This is a genomic window from Planococcus sp. 1R117A (genome assembly GCF_051417975.1).
Taxonomy (GTDB): domain Bacteria; phylum Bacillota; class Bacilli; order Bacillales_A; family Planococcaceae; genus Planococcus; species Planococcus shenhongbingii.
The window spans coordinates 982,440-1,000,716 of sequence record NZ_JBPRLO010000001.1 but is presented as its reverse complement, the minus strand read 5'-3'; the positions used below and the strand labels follow the sequence as shown (position 1 = coordinate 1,000,716).

The following is an 18,277-nucleotide window of genomic DNA, read 5'->3' as shown; positions in this document are numbered from 1 at the left end:
TAATAAGAAGAGCTCCTTTATAAATAGTTAGTGAAGAAAATGGTTAGTCATGATAACTAATATACAATAACAAAATTACCTCTGCCTGTCGAACTTTTTCTGAAAACTTTACAAAGAGAAAATCAGGGAATTTGTTCCATTATTTAGGCATCTCACTTATAATTTTAGAAATATCGAAAAGAGGTATGCCATTTGAAGACAATAGCAGGAGAAATCAGTTGGGTCGGCAGCCGGGAAAGTTTTATCGACCGTCCTAATGTTTTGGCGTTGGAGCACGCTGTTGTCGGGCGCTTCGGCGGCAATTCATCGGCGGGACAGGTTAAAAATGAAGATGGTTGCCTGGTATGGATTAACGAACAGGAAGACTGGGAATTTGTCGTGGTGCTGGATGCTCACAATACGGCGGAAAGTGCTGAAAAAGTATTGGAACAAGTGGAAGCCAATAAAGGCTCAATAGAAAATTTGTTGAACCGGCAACTTACTGCTGAATTTTTTAAATCACTTGAGAAAACTATACTGGATCTTTTCCGGAATGAAGACTTTCGTTCAATCTGCCGGAGTGTGCAAGGAGAAACCGCTTGCCTCATTGCAGCAAGAAAAGGGAAGTACATCTGGTGGTTTTCAGTCGGCGATTGCCTATTGTATTTATTCCACCCGGAGCTGGTTAACTTCGGACAGTACCAGCTGAACCAGCGCCAATTTTACGAATGGATCGGGCAAGTGAATACTTTTGAAGGACCGGTGCCTTGCTATTCAAGCGGCACGAAGGAGTTAAGGCAAGGTGAAAACCATTTATTCATCACGACCGATGGATTGATTGAATGTCCAGGTGAACCGTTTGGGGAACCACAAGCGATATTGGTGCGTTTTGCAAATGTTTCAAACGAACAAGGAGTCCGAAACTTATTAAAGGCTATTCAGGAAAACGGAGTGCGCGACAGCACGACGATTGTTTCCTGGAAAGTCCGGGTTGCGGAAAAAGCAGCTATGGCAAGCAACCAAGCATAAAGGAGAGATGACAATGACGGAGACGGAAAAAATTTATGCCAATTTGCCGGTTTTAGAAACAGAGCGCCTGATTCTCAGGAGACTGACAATCGAAGATGCTGAGGACATGTTTGATTATGCATCCAAACCGATTGTTTCCAGATTCATGCCATGGGAAGTACATCAAACAGCGGATGATACGAAGGAATTTATATGGCTGATCTTAGATGGCTATAATCAGCAAAACAAGCTGACATGGGCGATAGAATTGAAAAGCGAAAAGAAAATGATCGGCACCATCGATTTTATAAAATGGCTGCCGAAACATGGGCGGGCAGAAATCGGCTATGCGTTGTCTCCTAAGTATTGGGGAAACGGCTTTACCCAGGAAGCGGCCAAAGCATTAATCGCTTTCGGTTTTGAGAAGATGCAGCTGAACAAAGTAGAGGCACCGATTGTTCCGGACAATTTTCAGTCACAGCGCGTGCTGGAAAAAGTGGGAATGGTGTGTGAAGGAGTAGCTCGCCAGCATTTTTACATGAAAGGGGAGTACGTCGATTTGGCAATGTACTCGATTTTGAAAGAGGAATTCAATTCGGGTGCTTTCTAATAAAGTCAGGAAGTATCAGAAAAAGAAGGGGTTATTGCATGGATAATCAGCAGTCAGAAGAGAGCACAAAATGACAGGATAACCTTACATAAAAGAGCTAAGATACAAATAAGGAGTGAGCGATATGGGGTGGGTGGAATCGCTGCAGCAGGCAATCGACTATATGGAAGATCATTTGGATGAACCATTGGCTATTGAGCAAATAGCGAAACGGGCGAATGCCTCGGTGTTTCATTTTCAGCGGACATTTACGATTTTGACAGATATGACGGTCGGCGAATATCTGCGGGGAAGGCGTTTGACTCTAGCGGCCCATGAGTTATCGAATACGGACAACAAGATCATCGATATCGCCTATAAATATGGCTATGACACTCCGGAAGCATTCTCCAAGGCTTTTCGGCGGCAGCATGGCATCACGCCAAGCGAAGCCCGAAGAAATCTGGGAGAGCTGAAATCCTATAACCGCCTGGCACTCCAGGTGAAACTGAGAGGGGCAGAACCGATGAAGTACAAAATTGTGGAGCGGGACGGTTTTAAAGTGGTGGGCTTCAAGCGGACATTTTCAACGGCCAATGAGGAAAACATGAAAGGCATCCCGCAAATGTGGCGGGAAACCAATGCTAACGGTTTGGACGAGAAGCTGTTTAAACTGAACCGTGGAGAAATTGAAGGTGTTTTGGGAGTTTGCGTAGCTGGAGAAGGAGCCGATATGGATTATTGGATTGCTGCTGAAACAGACCGCGAGGCCACGGAAGAATTTGAGCAGATGGAAATTCCACCATCCAAATGGGGCGTATTTGAAGTCCATGGCCCGATGCCTGATGCCATGCAGAACGCCTGGAAGAAAATTTTCACGGAATGGTTCCCGTCCAACCCATACGAATATGCCGGCACTCCGGAACTGGAAGTGTACCCGCATGCAGACCCGTACCAGCCGGATTCCTATTCGGAGATCTGGATTCCGTTGAAAAGCAAATGAAAATTGAATGAAAAGAGCGGCTGCAGCGACTTGCAGCCGCTTTTTTTGATGGCTGTAGATTGCAGGAGCCTGATCCGCAATAAAGGATTCTGCAGTCATATAGAGAAAAGTAACGTAACGGGATTGATTCTTGAAAAATCAATTGGAGGGGTAAATATGCAAATCGGAATGATCGGCCTTGGAAAAATGGGCTTGAATTTGGCGCTTAACCTGAAAGAGCATGGACACACAGTAATTGGCTACGATAGTCAGAAGGTTAGCGGAGATAAAGGTTTCGAGCAGGCAATGTCCGTAGCGGAACTTGTGGAAAAGCTGGAAATGCCAAGGATTGTATGGCTGATGGTGCCTGCTGGAAACGTGGCCGAATCTGTCATCGAAGGATTGGTCCCTTTTTTAGCTGAAGGTGATACTATCATTGACGGCGGCAACTCGAATTACCAAGACAGCAAGCGGCGGGGGCAAGCGCTGAAGGAAAAGGGGCTTTATTTTTTCGATTGCGGCACGAGTGGCGGTACAGAAGGAGCACGGAACGGCATCTCGGCAATGATTGGCGGCGACGCACAAAAGTTTGCGGAAATTGAACCGCTGTTTCAGGACATTTCAGTGGAAAACGGTTATTTATATGCCGGCGAATCCGGAAGCGGGCACTTTCTGAAGATGATCCATAACGGCATCGAATACGGCATGATGCAGTCAATCGCCGAAGGATTCGAGATTCTCCATAAAAGCGATTTCGATTTTGACTATGAGAAAGTAGCGGGGGTATGGAACAACGGCTCCATCATCCGCTCCTATCTGATGGCGCTGACGCAAAACGCTTTCTCCAAAGACAAGAAGCTTGAAGGCATCCGAGGAATCATGAATTCTTCAGGGGAAGGCAAATGGACCGTCGAAACCGCGCTCGACTTGAATGTGCCGGCGCCGGTCATCACATTGTCGCTGATGATGCGCTACCGTTCACTCGAAGACGATACCTTCACCGGAAAAGTCATCGCGGCATTGCGTAATGAATTCGGCGGGCATGCAGTAGAGAAGAAGAATCATTGAAACGGCAGGACCTTAATTAGAGAGGAGGATTCCTATGCCGGAGCCATCGTATTATCTCGGCGTCGATATTGGGACAACTTCAACAAAAGCAGTACTGTTCAATAAACAAGGAAAAGTGATTGAAAGTGACACGATTTTGTATCCTCTTCATACACCAAACCAGCTCATTGCTGAACAGGATCCGGAAGAAATTTTCCAAGCTGTGCTGGGCACTGTGCGTGAAACAATCCGCAAAAGCGGCATTCGTTCCGAATTCCTAAAGCTGGTGTCGTTCAGTTCAGCGATGCACAGCTTTATGGCAGTGGATGAAAACGGCGGACTCTTGACCCGCAGCATTACATGGGCGGATGTGAGAAGTGCGCCTTACGCCAAAAAGATCATAGAAGAAATGAACGGCCACGAAATTTATCTGCGTACGGGAACGCCTATCCATGCCATGTCACCGCTGGCGAAGCTGGTTTGGCTAAAGGCGGAGCAGCCGGAAGTATGGAAGACAGCTGCTAAATTTATTGGAATCAAAGAATATGTTTTTCATCAATTATTCGGGGAGTATGTCATTGATCATTCCATTGCCTCGGCTACCGGATTATTCAATCTGGTACAGCTTGACTGGGACACACGAGCGTTGGAAGTTGCGGGAGTGGATGCCAGCCGATTGTCGAAACCTGTTCCGACCACTTATCAAATGAAGGGATTGGCGGCGGAATACGCTGCTGCTATGGGGATTCCTGAAGAAGTGCCTTTTATCGTCGGAGCAAGCGACGGAGTGCTGGCGAATCTTGGAGTGAATGCCATCAGACCGGGCGTCGTTGCTGTGACCATTGGAACAAGCGGCGCCATCCGTACCGTTTCTCCGGTGCCGAAACTCGATCCGAAAGGGCGTACCTTCTGCTATATCTTGATGGAAAACAAGTGGGTGATCGGTGGGCCGGTCAATAATGGCGGCATCGTGCTCCGCTGGCTGCGGGATGAATTTGCTTCCTCTGAAGTGGAGATGGCTAAACGGCTTGGCATCGACCCTTATGACGTTATGACCAATGTGGCATCAGCGGTTCCTGCCGGTTCCGAAGGCTTGCTGTTCCATCCATTTTTGACGGGCGAGCGGGCACCGCTGTGGAACGCCGATGCACGCGGTTCGTTTTTCGGGCTGAACCTCCATCATCAAAAGCCGCATATGATCCGGGCGGTCCTTGAAGGGATTATCTTTAATTTATATACGGTGCTGCTGGCAGTTGAGGAATTGGCGGGGGAACCGGTGCACATTCAGGCATCCGGCGGGTTTGCCCGTTCTGAAATGTGGTGCCAGCTGCTGGCGGACGTCTTCGACAAGCCGGTGACTGTTCCGGAAGCTTTTGAAAGTTCCTGCCTGGGTGCTGTGGTCCTTGGGAGATATGCCCTTTCGGAGATTGACGATTTTAACATCGTTTCGAAGATGATCGGTGAAGAGCGCACATACTACCCGGATAAAGCGGCAAGCGGAATCTACAGAGAGTTGCTGCCAATCTACATCCGGTTATCGCGGCTTCTGGCAGAAGAATACGAAAGCATCTCTGAGTTTCAGCGCAAGCATTTGAAATGAAAAAAGTGGTTCTGAAATTGTCTGCAAACAATTTCAGGCCGCTTTTTCTATTGATTTTGGCTAGTTGGGCATAAAGTAGACAGGGGTGGGCATAAATACGGAAAACTTGGGCATAAAATAGTAGAACTTGGGCATAAAAAGCCTGAACTTGGGCATAATTAAAACTCAGTCAAGATCGTAACTAGTAAAATTCCCGATTTAAAATGAATTTCATCCTATTTCATCCCTTGCATAGCTTTATAAAAATTTTCATGATTATATTATCAGAAAATACTAAAAAATATCTATAATCTTCCAAACGCTTCTGCTACGATGGAAATAGAGACGGAGATTCAAGGCGCAAAGGGGATGTCGGGATGGATTACGATGCAATCGTAGTAGGAGCGGGGCTAGCAGGACTGGTGGCGACAACCGAAATTGCAGACAGCGGAAAGAAAGTCCTGCTGCTTGACCAGGAACCGGAAGCGTCACTCGGAGGGCAGGCGTGGTGGTCATTTGGCGGATTGTTTTTGGTTGATTCACCGGAACAGCTGCGTTTAGGAATAAAAGATTCAAAAGAGCTTGCCTGGCAGGACTGGCTCGGTGCAGCAGGTTTTGACCGGCAAGAAGATGAAGACTATTGGGGCAGAAAATGGGCAGAAGCTTATGTTGATTTTGCTGCAGGCGAAAAGCGGGCTTGGCTTGCTGCAAAGGGCATCAAATTTTTTCCGGTGGTCGGCTGGGCAGAACGCGGCGGTTATTTGGCGGAAGGGCATGGCAACTCGGTTCCCCGTTTTCACATCGTCTGGGGGACAGGACCCGGAATTGTCGAACCGTTTGAGCGCCGCTTGCGGCAACATATAGAAAACGGCTTGGTAAAGTATCACCCGCGCCATCAAGTGGATGGCTTGCAGTCAAGCGGCTCTTCCGTAACGGGAGTGTTTGGTTCAGTTCTCGCTCCAAGCGAAGTGCAGCGCGGAGAAGCCAGTTCCCGGGAAGCGATTGGCGAATTTACATATCATGCAAAAGCAGTCGTTGTGACAAGCGGCGGCATTGGCGGAAACCATGAACTGATCCGAAAAAACTGGCCGGAGCGGCTTGGAACCCCTCCTGAAAAAATGCTGGCGGGTGTGCCGGCGCATGTAGATGGCCGGATGCTTGCCATCACAGAAAAATTTGGAGGGCGCATCGTCAACCGGGACCGCATGTGGCATTACACGGAAGGCATCAAAAATTGGAATCCGGTCTGGAGCCGTCACGGCATCCGCATCCTGCCTGGCCCTTCGTCGATTTGGCTCGATGCCAAAGGCGAACGGTTTCCGGCCCCAAACTTTCCGGGATTCGATACACTTGGTACGCTGGAAACCATTCAGAAAACCGGCTACAGCTATTCCTGGTTTATCTTGACACAAAAAATCATAGAAAAAGAATTTGCCCTGTCCGGTTCCGAGCAGAATCCGGACCTCACAGGCAAAAGCATACGCCAGGTGCTGGCACGTGTCCGTCCAGGCGCGACCGCACCGGTCCAGGCGTTCATGGATAAAGGAGAAGACTTTGTCATTGCCGATACATTGGAAGAACTGGTCGACGGGATGAACCGATTGACCGGTGACACACTGCTCGATACCAGTCACATTTGGCGTCAGATTAAAGCGCGCGACAATCAGCTCACCAATAAATTTGGAAAAGATCTGCAAGTGACGGCATTGCGGGGTGCCCGAAAATACATTGGGGATAAATTGATCCGTGTAGCAAAACCGCATGAAATATTGGATCCGGCAAATGGCCCATTGATTGCCGTGCGTTTGAATATCGTCAGCCGCAAAACCCTCGGTGGTCTGCAGACGGATTTGTCTGCCCGTGTTTTGAACGATGCCGGACAGCCAATTCCGGGGTTATATGCTGCCGGTGAAGTCTGCGGATTCGGCGGCGGGGGAGTCCACGGCTATCGGTCTCTTGAAGGGACGTTTCTCGGCGGCTGTCTGTTTTCAGGAAGAGTGGCAGGAAGAGCAGTAGCAGAAAGGGGAGAAGAGTAATGGTGAAGCATGTTAAAGGATTGAGTTGGATTTCTTTTTTATTGGTATTGGGAGGATTGATACTGACTTTTTCAAGTGCCCGCTTCGGAGTAGCAAGAGGGAATTCTTGGTTGGCGCAGCAAGTCGAAGGAAGTGATACTGAAATTTATTACCGAGTCGTCGAAACGTACATGACCGGCTTTATGATGCTGGGCAGTATTCTGTTCGGAATGGGTTTATTGATCGGAATACTGACTTTCTTTACTTCGGTGTTATTCGATGAAACGGAGGAAAGCAGCAACACGGAAGGGCAATTAACGAAAAGCGGGAGGCGGAATCCTGGCAATCGATTTTCATAATCCGTTAATCCACTCTTCTTATGCAACGAGAACAGCAGGTCCGGAAAAATAAAGGAACCTTTGCTTTACTGAAAAGATTAAAGGACCTGCATTAATCTAAAATATAAACCTAAATACTCGAAAGGGTGGATCCGATAATGGAATCAGTAAATGCTTTTATCATTCGCCGTTATGAAGAGCGTGATTTTCCTGCCATCCACGAGCTGAATAAAGCAGAAGGCTGGAACAATCTGGTGGAAAAACACGAAGACACGAAAGAAGCATGGAAGCATTCCAATGCGGCTTTTGTAGCAGAAATGGAAGGGGCAGTGGCAGGCTGCCTTCGCGGACTGACGGATGGCCATATCACGTTTTATATCGCTGAATTGCTGATCCATCCGGAATGGAGAGGACAAGGGATCGGAAAACAGCTGCTCAGCCATGTCCATTCCCTTTATCCTAAAACCCGATTTGAACTCCTTGCTAGCCAGACATCCCGGTCGTTTTATGAAGCTCTCGGCTATCGGGCTTTTTATGGCTTCCGGAAAACCATTGAAGAATAAAGCAGAAAATTCGACCGGTATATTTTAACCTGCTGCTTTTTTGAATATCCGGATAGCTGTTTGTGTCGAAAAAGCGTTTATAGAGCAGACAAAAGAGGGAACTTAAAAGAACATCAATCTTACTTCAATGCTACTTGTACTTAGGAGGAAAACAAAACAAGGGCTTGAAAAAGCCGATAAAAAGAGGGATTGTGATGAGCCATCTAAGATTGTATATCATCCTTGTCATCGTCATGTTTGTTTGGGGCATTAATCTGCCGGCAGTAAAATACTTAACGACTCAAATGGAACCGGTCACGATGACATCTTTCCGTCTATTTCTGGCAGCCATTACTGTCTTCGCTGTATTGTCATTTACGGGGCTGATCCGCAGACTGACAAAAACGGAATGGCGCTATGTCATTGCAGGATCTGCATTGAACGTCGTTATCCACCATTATTTTATATCCGTCGGTTTATCACTGACTTCGGGAACAAATGCCGGTCTGATTATCGGGACCGGACCAATTATGACGGCGATCTTCAGCTTGTTTCTTTTGCGTTCAAAACCGTCGAAACTGCAATGGCTTGGATTCATCCTCGGATTGATCGGCGTTACAGCAACGGTATTGGCGGGAAATGGCGAAACGAGCAGTGTCTCTATAGGAGATTTTTACATATTCCTGGCGATACTTGGCCAGGTTTTAAGCTATATGGTCATCAGCAAAGCGTCTAAAACACTTGATCCGCGCCTGCTGACGGCTTACATGTTCCTGCTCGGATCAGCCGGTTTGTTCTTGATCAGCCTTTTCCGGGAGCCGGGGGAATGGCGCATGTTCGGGGAGATGGATAGTCTGTTTTGGCTGCTTGTCATCGCTTCTGGCATCTTTGGAACAGCGATTGGCCATATGCTCTACAATTATTCAGTAGGTGAGATCGGTCCTACAAAGGCGGCGATTTTCATCAATTTGAATACGTTGTTCGCTTTATTGGGTTCCGCTTTTTTCCTTGGAGAAGTTCTCACCCAAGCCCACTTAATCGGCTTTGTGCTGGTGGCGTTTGGAGTACTGTTCGGCTCTGGGGCTGCAGAAGAACTCTGGCGGATGCGGGTACAATCAGTGAAGCAATGAAAAACCGCTCCTTTTAAAAGGGGCGGTTTTTATGCCAGTTATCATACGGTTGACTAGTTTCACATGGAACTTTAACTAAAAGGAGAATGGGTAATTGTTAAAGCCGAATAATTTATAGACAGGGAAGTGGAAAAGGATGAAAGGCAAGAAAATATATTTACGCAGATTAACTTTTGACGATCTGGAGGATTTAGTGGATTTGGAAATAAGGAATAAGGAATTGTTCGAGCAGTTTTCCGTCACTCGCCGGCCAGATTTCTATTCGATTGAAGGGCAGGCGCTCCGCCTGCAGATGCAGGAAGAAAATTGGCAGAAAGATGAGCAGTACAATTTCGGGATATTTTTGAATGGCGAAGATATATTGGTTGGATCAATCAATCTGGTTCAAGTAGTCCGCGGTCCGGTGCAGAGTGCCATCATGGGCTATACCATTGATCAGCTTCATAACGGACAAGGTTATGCAACAGAAGCGGTCAACCTGCTGGTGGATTTTGCGTTCCAGGAGCTTCAGCTGCATCGAATTGAAGCGGGTGTCATGCCGCATCACGTAGCTTCGATCCGCGTGCTTGAAAAAGCGGGCTTCCATAAAGAAGGCATCGCCATAAAGAATGTCCAGATTAATGGCGCCTGGCAGGACCACCAAATATTAGCCATCATCAATCCGGAAGATTAAAAACTTGCCTCAGCCATTGTACGTTCTCCGATGGAGCAACTTCTTTGACACTTAATGTCAGTGGTGATAAGTTATTTTCATCCACTTACTAAAAGTAAGCTGGATCTAAGGAGGATCATCATGACAGTATACGTAGAATCGCCTTTAGTTAAAGTAATGAAAGAAAGAAAATCGGTCAGAGCATATGACCCTGACTTTAAAATTTCAAAAGAAGAACTGGAGGAAATGTTGACGCTTGCGACTTCAGCTCCTTCTTCAAGCAATTTGCAGGCTTGGAATTTCATCGTCATCCAAAACCAGGAAGTGAAAAAAGAGCTGCGCGCTATTGCCAATAACCAGGCGCAAGTAGAGACATCTTCAGCTGTCATCGCCGTTCTTGGAAATATCGATGCTTATAAGAATGTGGAAAAAATTTATACGCAAAACGTGGAAGAAGGCCATATGGACGAAGCCATCAAAGAACGTTCTGTAGCCAATACGTACAAAGTATATCCAAATGCCCTGGTGGAAGCACGCATGAACATTGCTGCATACGACGCAGGGCTTGTGTCGATGCAATTGATGCTGATTGCCAAAGACCGCGGCTATGACACCATCCCGATGGGCGGATTTGATAAAGCGAAGTTTGCAGAACATTTTGAGTTGCCGGAACATCTTTTCCCAATCGTCTTGATTGCGGTAGGAAAAGCGGCGGCTCCAGCTTTTGGAACATCCCGCTTGCCGCTTGAGGAAGTTGCCCGTTTTATCTGAAGAATGCCCGGAACCCGAAATGCTTAAAAGCATTTCGGGTCTTTTTATTGCCTAAAAGTGCAGGAGAGTATAGAGGAAACGGCGAAAAAGTGATACATGGAATAAAAGGAGGAGACTTCATGGAATTTCCGGAACTTGAAACCAACCGCCTGCAGCTGGTCCAAATCGGCCAGCAATACGCTGAACGCTTTTATGAAATCATGTCACGGGAAGACGTGACTGAATATTACGGAATGGACAAATTGATCAACCAGCAGGAAGTGGAAGCGATTGTCAATTCCTTCCAAATTTTCTTTGACAGTATGCGAGGGATGCGTTGGGGAATCGTTTTGAAAGAAAGCGGAGATTTTATCGGCACAATCGGCCTTAATAATTTGAATGTACGGGCAAAGAAGTCTGAAATCGGTTATGAACTTCACCCGGACTATTGGAGGCAAGGCATTATGAAAGAAGCCATTAAAGCTGTACTGCAATACGCATTTGAAAATCTGGATCTGGTGCGTATGGGTGCTGTAACGTTCCCGGAAAACAAGCCTTCAAGCCAGCTGTTGAGAACAATGGGTTTTGTAGAAGAGGGAAGGCTGCGGAGTTATTTGTATCAGGGTGGACAGTCGCACGATGCCTTGATTTTTTCATTATTAAAACCGGAGTGGGGGAAGTAAGGTGAAGCAAATCATTGCGCTTGGCGGCGGAGGATTTTCTATGGAACCGGAGAACCCTCTGCTTGATCGATACATAATGGACCAAGCAGGAAAGACGGAGCCGAAGATCTGTTTTGTGCCTACTGCGAGCGGAGATTCCGATCAATACATTTCCAACTTTTATGATTTTTTCAATGGACAGAATTGCGTTCCTTCACATTTATCGCTATTTAAACCACCAGCAAAAGACTTGGAAGCATTTGTTTTGGAAAAAGACATCATTTACGTCGGCGGGGGAAATACCAAAAACCTCCTGGTTCTCTGGAAAGAATGGGGGCTGGACAGTATTTTGCGGAAAGCCTGGGAGCAGGGCATCGTGCTGGCTGGAATCAGTGCGGGTTCCCTTTGCTGGTTTGAAGATGGCGTAACCGATTCATACGGAGATCAGCTTGAGCCGATCCGAAGCCTCGGTTTTCTTAAAGGCAGCAATTGCCCGCATTATGATGGAGAAGCAGAAAGACGCCCAACGTATCAGAAACTGATTGCTTCTGGAACAATTCAGAGCGGAGTGGCAGCGGATGATGGAGCGGCCATCCATTATATCGGCCAAGAAATCCACCGTATTGTGAGTTCAAGGCCAACTGCCAAAGTTTACCGGGTGTCTTTTGACGGACAAGTGCTTGAAGAAGAACTTCCGACTGAGTTTCTGGGCTCGGAATAACGGGAAAGCATGAATTTACAAGACTTAAACAACAATCAATAAAAACGGATAAGAGGGACGCATTATGCTGAGAAACGAACAAGAAATCATTTCGGCCATTCAAAAAGGTGCTTGGATGATGGAATCCGCTAGTTCGCTCAAAAGTTGATGGGAAAGGAAAGCCGGTCATGAAAATCGAAACCGCAAGGCTTGAATTCCGGCAATACCGGGATGAGGATTTTAATTTCCTTTATTCCCTTTTAGCCGATCCGGAAGTGGTCCGCTTTATCGGAAATGGGCAGACCCGCAACCGGGAAGGGGCTATAGAGTTTTTGTATTGGATTTACCGCTCCTATAAGGAAAACCCTGAACTGGGCCTCCGGGTGCTTATCCGCAAGGAAGATAATATACCAATAGGCCATGCCGGGCTTGTGAAACAAACGATTGAAGGGATAGAGGAACTGGAAATTGGCTATTGGATTGCCAAGGACTATTGGAGGCAAGGCTATGCTGCAGAAGCCGCGAAAGCACTCCGGGATTACGGAATCAGGCAACTGGGCAAGAAGCGCTTTATTTCTTTGATTCAGCCGGAAAACATAGGGTCCATGAAAGTAGCGGAACATATTGGAATGGCGTTGGAAAAGGACATTCAATTGGCTGGCAAGGATGTGTATGTGTATTCATTGGAAGAGCAGGAGAATAAAGAATAGGCAGATTCAGCTTGGAATATCGCGTGAGCTTAAAAGCTGCTGCACATTCGAGAAGTATTGGAGGAGTTAAAGTGGATCAATTTATGGAAAGAGCGGTAGAGCTGTCACTCGCTAATGTGCGCGAAGGCGGCCAGCCATTTGGAGCGGTATTGGTGAAAGACAACCAAATCCTGGCGGAAGGCGTCAATGAATTGCATAAAATCCAAGACGTCAGCGGGCATGCTGAAATGCTGGCAATCCGGCGTGCTCAGCAAGCGCTGAAGGCGGACAGCCTGGCAGGGAGTATTATGTATGCCAGCGGTGAGCCGTGCCCGATGTGTTTGGCAGCGATGTATATGGCCGGGATAGAGGAAGCTTATTATTGTGCTTCAGTCGAAGAAGCAGTGCAGGCCGGCCTTGGAAAATCTCAAATCATCTACGAAGATTTGAGAAAACCAAAAGCGGAGCGACGCTTGTCCATGACCCAGATGCCGCTGGCAGAGGACCAGGAAAATCCGCTGGAGCTATGGGTGAAGGGCAGCAGCGAAAAGATATAAAAAAGGGAACTATGCAGATAACGAGTTCAGGAGGGGTTTCAAGATGGTCAATAATCAGTCCAACTCCGGCAGCAAGTCTTTTGACAAAGCGGTGCCTAATAAAGGCAGGTTCCAACTAATAATTCATGAAAAAGAAAAGCGTGAGGGATGGAATGTAAAAGCGGCCAAACATCCTGTACTTACGGCAGCAGCCATAGCAGGCTTGGGCTCATTGATTTGGAACGCTGCCAGTAAGTTTAAAAGAGAGTAGAATCAGTTTGAAGAAAGCATTGTCCTGTGAGCGGACAGTGCTTTTCTTACTGAAGTTAATTTTTGAAAAGGAAAATAGATCCTTTAAAAAGAAAGGGTTTGCTTTTTTTTTTTGCAAAGGGAAAAATATGAACAATACAGGAGCCGCTAAAAATTCTTGAAGCCTTTTACGAGGAAATGCAGACTTATTAAAATGGGAGATGCTGTCATATGCCGAAAGAAAAAACACTGCAAAGTGAAATCGGAGACTACCTTTCTACATTGCTGCGCACTCATTTCGGCAAAGGGCCAACATCGACGTATGTGCCGGGTGCCGGGCCATTTATCGCTATTCATCTCCGCGGTTTTTTAGCGCCGGCAGAAAGAATTCTGGTCGAGCAAAAAGAATGGAAACGGGTGCTGGAAACAAGGGATTTGCTGATGAATGAACTGAAGCAGGAAATCAAACTGAACTTATGGAAAATTGCAGAACTGAATGTCAAAGAAATCTATGCAGACTGGCATCTTGAGCAAAAAACAGGATTGATTGTAGTGGTCCTTGATGATGAACAGGGGCAGGAAAATTGGCTATGGCCGCCGGATGTAAACGAAGAAGAATTTTACAAGCAAATAATTATTGGCAGCCAGGAAGCACAAAAAGAACCGGTCGAGACATATATTTATTGGTTGAATGACCGAACGGTTTTAATCAGACGATTGGGCATTCTACTGCAGCTCGAAAAAGAACTAATAAAAAATGGTTTTGAGGAAGAACGGAAGATAGCCAAACGGCCACTGGAATATAAAATAATAGCAGAAGCTAATTTGCAGCCCCTATTAAAACGAAATATCATTGAGACATTTGTAGACTGGAATTTTGAACTGGACATCGGCTATTTGGTTCTTATTTTGGAACCGTTGGAATAGCAGTTCCATAAAAAATACAAGGAGGAATATCAACGTCGATATTCCTCTTTGTTATTCATTCTTTAACTTGCATCATTAATCGATGAGAAGAGGAACTTCATGGCAATACGGGCATCTTACATAGAACTTTTCGTTTTCAAGACTTCTGATATAATCGTGTGAGTTGGTATACTCTATAGATTCGGAAGGCACGTTTTCAACTGAGCACCGGCCGAGTGCATATTGCTGTTCATGGACATGTTTTTTATTGTGGTCAACAATATACTTCATTGTAATCACCATCCTTTCTTTTTCAAATGCCAAAAAAGCCGAAAAGAATCGCTAAATTCTTTTCGACGTTGTTTACAACACTAATGTCTGCCACATCCAACCAAAAGGTGAATGCCTCTATTTAAATCATGAACAGCTTACCTTGATACTAACCCCAAGTTCCAAATCAGAAACGCTATAGTTCTCTGATTATTCAAATCTTACTCTCTCTTTCTGTAGAAGTAAAGCTAGGAAACTTAGCCTTGCTTTTTGTTAAAAACTGAAGATTGTAACTCCAGCATGACATCTGATATAGTGATGGTGAGGGCAGTATCTTAACCGAACTGCACCGGTAAAACCATTAATATCAGCAACTGCATAGTTCTGCCTTGATCTGAAATTGACAGGGACGGAGAAACCTACTTTTTAAATTTCTGCCCGTCTGTCCAGTTTGGGACCGACGGGCTTTTTGGCTGGTTTTCCTCCCGGAAGGAGAGAAAAAAATGAAAAACACAGCATCATTTATCAAAATGAAGACACAAGGCGAGAAAATCGCCATGCTCACGGCCTATGATTATCCATCAGCAAAACTTGCGGAAGAATCGGGAGTGGATGTTATTCTGGTTGGCGATTCACTGGGCATGGTCGTTCTTGGCTATGATTCAACCGTGAAAGTGACGGTTGAAGACATGATTCACCACGGAAAAGCAACACGGAGAGGCGCACGGGATACGTTTCTACTGGTCGATATGCCGTTCGGCTCGTACCATGGAAGCCTTGACCGGACACTTGAGCAGGCGATGCGGATTTTCCAGGAAACCGGCGCGGAAGCGTTGAAACTTGAAGGTGCCGATGAAGTGATTGATGTGATCAAACTGCTGACACGCACCGGCATTCCGGTAGTGGGGCATCTCGGCTTGACGCCGCAGACAGCAGGTGTGCTGGGAGGCTATAAAGTGCAAGGAAAAACAGCACATGCGGCCCAAAAACTTATCGAAGATGCGAAAGCATGCGAAGCGGCGGGGGCCTGTATGCTGGTCCTCGAATGCATCCCTTATCAGCTGGCACGCGAAGTGACAGCTGCGTTGTCGATTCCGATAATCGGCATCGGAGCAGGTGCCGAAACAGATGGCCAGGTGCTGGTGTACCATGACACATTGAAATACGGCTCGCACCATCTGCCGAAATTTGTCCGTTCCTATGCAGAGACGGGTGAAATTATGAAAAACGGCCTCAGTGCTTATGTTGAAGAAGTAAAATCAGGTGCGTTCCCGGCAGAAGAGCACCGCTTCACGATGAAAGAAGAAGAACTGCAGCAATTGTACGGCGGTAAATAACAAGGAAAAATAAAACCAGCAGGCAAGACATTGGCCGAAGCCTGCGAGGCCAAGTCTTTGCGACGAAGTGCGCAGCACTGCAGGAGCACAAGGTTTTCGCAAGTGAACGAGGAGGCTTAGGACTCGCATCCCGCGAAAAGCGTTCGCATTGGTGCGAAATGAAAGAAGAACATAGAAGTTTTTCAACAAGCTAAAACCAGCAGGTATCCAAGAGATACCTGCTGGTTTTTATTATCGGATATATGGTGCCGGGTTGACTGCGTTAGAGCGTGCACCGTTCCAAGAGCCGATATGAATTTCAAAATGAAGGTGAGGACCGGTAGAGCGTCCTGTGCTTCCCATTTCACCGATTTTCTGGCCCTGGGAAACTGCTTGTCCAACAGAAGTGCCGAGGCGGTTCATGTGGCCATACACAGTTGAATAAGTCCGCCCGTTAATCGAATGGGTCAGGATGACAACATTTCCGTAACCGCCCATATAGCCAGCGTATGAAACATACCCGCTTGCAGAAGCGACAATTGTTGTTCCAGTAGGATTTGCGATATCAAGTCCTAAATGGTTTTCTGCTCCTGCACCGATGTTGCGTCCACCGAAACCGGATGTATAGCGGCCAGCTGCCGGTTTGATGAATGTCGAGCTGCCGACTCTCGCCATCGAAGCTTGGGAAACAGATGAGCTGCGTGCCGCCTGTGCTTTTCTGGCAGCTGCCGCTTCGCGCTGGCGTTTTAATTCCGCTTGTCTTGCCACTTCGGCAAGGCGGGCTTGTTCTTTAGCAATCTGGCTTTCCAAGCCCGCGCTGATGTTCATTTGTTTTTGATGTTCTTTTTCCAAAGCCGCTTTTTCATTAGCCAAACGTTCTTGCTCGGCTTTCAATTCTTTTTCAAGCTGTGCCTGCTCTTTTTTCTGGCCATCAAGAGATGTTTTCAGATTCACAAGCTCGGCTTTCCGGACTTCCTGTTCAGCCAGCTTCGCTTCCACTTGTGCTTTTTGTTCAGCGAGCAGTTTTTTATCTTCCGCTTGTTCACGCATGATTTCACGGTCGGCTTCAATTAATGTGTTTACTGCCGAAAAACGGTCGATAAAATCGATAAAGCTGTTCGCGCCAAGCAATACATCTATGTAATCTACAGATCCGCCGCTCAATTGAATCGCGCGTGCGCGTTCTTGCAGCAAGACAGTTCTTTCATCAATTTTGCGCTGCAGCTCTGTAATGGAAGCTTGCAAAGCTTCTATTTCTGTTTTTGTTTGATCAATCTGAGCTTGGACCTCATCAATTTTTGTTTGTGTTTCTTGGATTTTATTGTCCAATTCAAAAATTTTGCCGGCAATCTCTTCAAGCTTTGACTGGTTTTGAGAAATTTGTCCTGCTTTTTCTTGAATGCCTGAGTTCAATTCGTTTTGTTTCTGTTCAACTTGCTGCTTCTTGCTTTCCAAGTCGCTTAGCTTATCCGCATTCGCTTCAGGAATCGAAATTGACAAAGCCATGATGGCTGCGATTACAGCGGTTGTGCATTTGGTTAATAAATTCACTTTTCTTTTCCCCTTCCAACTATGTAACTCTATAATAAATCTATATGTAGATTGAAAAATCTCGCTATATGTAACAGATGAACCCGCCTATAAAAAAACCGACAATAGTATTGTAACATCATAAAAATCTATTTTTTATTACAGTTATGTATCATTTTTTAAAAGAGAGAAAGCCTAAAGTACCGCCATTCGCTTTGAGATTCAAAGAATCATCACAAAAAAAGCCTTTCCTTATTTAAAAGGAAAAGCTTTTTTTATATTATTTTAAAAAGTTTAAGCTTCTTTTTCTTCAGTCCGAACAATTAAAACGTCACATTTTGCGGCGCGAACAATGCGTTCAGAGACACTTCCCATAAAAATACGTTCAGCAGAATTGGTGCCTGTCGCTCCGCAAATGATCAGGTCAATATTGAAGCGGCGAACTAGATCCACTGGAATCAGCGTTTTAGGAGAACCCATTTCAATTACAATATGGACCTCCGTTGCTCCAGCTTCGACTGCTTTGTTTTTATATTCTGACAGCAAACTTTCCGCTTGTCTTTTAGATTCTTCAGCGAATTCACGGCCATAAGATTCGATTGTCCCAAATGAGCGGTTATCTATGATACTGGTTAAGTATAAGGCCGCCTGGTTGCGCGCTGCGATTCCTACCGACTTTCTAAAAGCCAGTTCGGCTTCCTTAGAACCATCTACAGCGACTAGTATCTTTTTATATAGCATAGTCATGTTAAATTCCTCCTTCTCTATACTGATATACTTCGACAATTAAACCTGCGTTCCCTCTTTT

Annotated in this window: 21 protein-coding genes; 18 read left to right on the top strand and 3 right to left on the bottom strand. The window is 46.1% G+C overall.

The window, feature by feature from the left end; all coding sequences use genetic code 11:
• Positions 1-192 precede the first annotated feature (192 nt).
• From ACSFXN_RS04705 to ACSFXN_RS04625, 17 genes are all read left to right on the top strand, one after another.
• On the top strand, positions 193-1,008 hold the full coding sequence (locus ACSFXN_RS04705; RefSeq protein ID WP_437149019.1) for a protein phosphatase 2C domain-containing protein: 816 nt from the start codon (positions 193-195) through the stop codon (positions 1,006-1,008).
• Positions 1,009-1,021: 13 nt separating this feature from the next.
• Positions 1,022-1,597 (top strand): GNAT family N-acetyltransferase, encoded by a 576-nt coding sequence (locus ACSFXN_RS04700; protein WP_437149018.1) that lies wholly within the window; start codon positions 1,022-1,024, stop codon positions 1,595-1,597.
• A 124-nt stretch (positions 1,598-1,721) separates the two neighbouring features.
• Positions 1,722-2,579, top strand: a complete 858-nt coding sequence (locus ACSFXN_RS04695) for an effector binding domain-containing protein (protein WP_437149017.1) — start codon at positions 1,722-1,724, stop codon at positions 2,577-2,579.
• 156 nt (positions 2,580-2,735) lie between these two features.
• Positions 2,736-3,626 (top strand): phosphogluconate dehydrogenase (NAD(+)-dependent, decarboxylating), encoded by an 891-nt coding sequence (gene gnd / locus ACSFXN_RS04690; protein ID WP_437149016.1) that lies wholly within the window; start codon positions 2,736-2,738, stop codon positions 3,624-3,626.
• Between the two features lie 34 nt (positions 3,627-3,660).
• Positions 3,661-5,205, top strand: coding sequence for a gluconokinase (gene gntK, locus ACSFXN_RS04685; RefSeq protein WP_437149015.1), 1,545 nt, complete (start codon positions 3,661-3,663; stop codon positions 5,203-5,205).
• 356 nt (positions 5,206-5,561) lie between these two features.
• Positions 5,562-7,220, top strand: a complete 1,659-nt coding sequence (locus tag ACSFXN_RS04680; protein ID WP_437149014.1) for an FAD-binding dehydrogenase — start codon at positions 5,562-5,564, stop codon at positions 7,218-7,220.
• Positions 7,220-7,558: a hypothetical protein gene (locus tag ACSFXN_RS04675; protein WP_437149013.1), complete on the top strand. Its 339-nt coding sequence runs from the start codon at positions 7,220-7,222 to the stop codon at positions 7,556-7,558. The genes ACSFXN_RS04680 and ACSFXN_RS04675 overlap by 1 nt, the downstream gene beginning before the upstream one ends.
• Before the next feature lie 137 nt (positions 7,559-7,695).
• Complete coding sequence (locus ACSFXN_RS04670) at positions 7,696-8,100, top strand: GNAT family N-acetyltransferase (RefSeq protein ID WP_300990714.1); 405 nt, start codon at positions 7,696-7,698, stop codon at positions 8,098-8,100.
• 194 nt (positions 8,101-8,294) lie between these two features.
• Entirely contained in the window at positions 8,295-9,209 is a 915-nt protein-coding gene (locus ACSFXN_RS04665) for a DMT family transporter (RefSeq protein WP_437149012.1), read from the top strand.
• Positions 9,210-9,345: 136 nt separating this feature from the next.
• Complete coding sequence (locus ACSFXN_RS04660) at positions 9,346-9,882, top strand: GNAT family N-acetyltransferase (RefSeq protein WP_437149011.1); 537 nt, start codon at positions 9,346-9,348, stop codon at positions 9,880-9,882.
• A 120-nt stretch (positions 9,883-10,002) separates the two neighbouring features.
• Positions 10,003-10,632: a nitroreductase family protein gene (locus tag ACSFXN_RS04655; protein WP_437149010.1), complete on the top strand. Its 630-nt coding sequence runs from the start codon at positions 10,003-10,005 to the stop codon at positions 10,630-10,632.
• 119 nt (positions 10,633-10,751) lie between these two features.
• On the top strand, positions 10,752-11,294 hold the full coding sequence (locus ACSFXN_RS04650; RefSeq protein WP_437149009.1) for a GNAT family N-acetyltransferase: 543 nt from the start codon (positions 10,752-10,754) through the stop codon (positions 11,292-11,294).
• A gap of 1 nt (position 11,295) precedes the next feature.
• The gene (locus tag ACSFXN_RS04645; protein WP_437149008.1) at positions 11,296-11,994 is read left to right on the top strand and encodes a Type 1 glutamine amidotransferase-like domain-containing protein; all 699 of its coding nucleotides are present in this window, start codon (positions 11,296-11,298) and stop codon (positions 11,992-11,994) included.
• 167 nt (positions 11,995-12,161) lie between these two features.
• Positions 12,162-12,683 carry a GNAT family N-acetyltransferase gene (locus tag ACSFXN_RS04640; protein ID WP_437149007.1) on the top strand — a complete coding sequence of 174 codons (522 nt, stop codon included), beginning with the start codon at positions 12,162-12,164 and terminating at the stop codon, positions 12,681-12,683.
• A gap of 71 nt (positions 12,684-12,754) precedes the next feature.
• Entirely contained in the window at positions 12,755-13,219 is a 465-nt protein-coding gene (locus tag ACSFXN_RS04635; protein ID WP_300990708.1) for a nucleoside deaminase, read from the top strand.
• A 43-nt stretch (positions 13,220-13,262) separates the two neighbouring features.
• On the top strand, positions 13,263-13,469 hold the full coding sequence (locus tag ACSFXN_RS04630; protein ID WP_437149006.1) for a hypothetical protein: 207 nt from the start codon (positions 13,263-13,265) through the stop codon (positions 13,467-13,469).
• A gap of 209 nt (positions 13,470-13,678) precedes the next feature.
• Entirely contained in the window at positions 13,679-14,374 is a 696-nt protein-coding gene (locus ACSFXN_RS04625; protein WP_437149005.1) for a DUF2294 domain-containing protein, read from the top strand.
• A gap of 75 nt (positions 14,375-14,449) precedes the next feature.
• Here the strand turns inward: ACSFXN_RS04625 and ACSFXN_RS04620 are convergent, their stop codons facing one another.
• Positions 14,450-14,644 carry a hypothetical protein gene (locus tag ACSFXN_RS04620; RefSeq protein ID WP_301855884.1) on the bottom strand — a complete coding sequence of 65 codons (195 nt, stop codon included), beginning with the start codon at positions 14,642-14,644 and terminating at the stop codon, positions 14,450-14,452.
• 482 nt (positions 14,645-15,126) lie between these two features.
• Here ACSFXN_RS04620 and panB point away from each other — a divergent pair, with 482 nt between their 5' ends.
• Positions 15,127-15,960: a 3-methyl-2-oxobutanoate hydroxymethyltransferase gene (panB, locus tag ACSFXN_RS04615; RefSeq protein WP_437149004.1), complete on the top strand. Its 834-nt coding sequence runs from the start codon at positions 15,127-15,129 to the stop codon at positions 15,958-15,960.
• Between the two features lie 231 nt (positions 15,961-16,191).
• Here the strand turns inward: panB and ACSFXN_RS04610 are convergent, their stop codons facing one another.
• Complete coding sequence (locus tag ACSFXN_RS04610) at positions 16,192-17,490, bottom strand: murein hydrolase activator EnvC family protein (RefSeq protein ID WP_437149003.1); 1,299 nt, start codon at positions 17,488-17,490, stop codon at positions 16,192-16,194.
• 273 nt (positions 17,491-17,763) lie between these two features.
• Entirely contained in the window at positions 17,764-18,216 is a 453-nt protein-coding gene (locus ACSFXN_RS04605) for a universal stress protein (protein WP_437149002.1), read from the bottom strand.
• Positions 18,217-18,277: the final 61 nt, after the last annotated feature.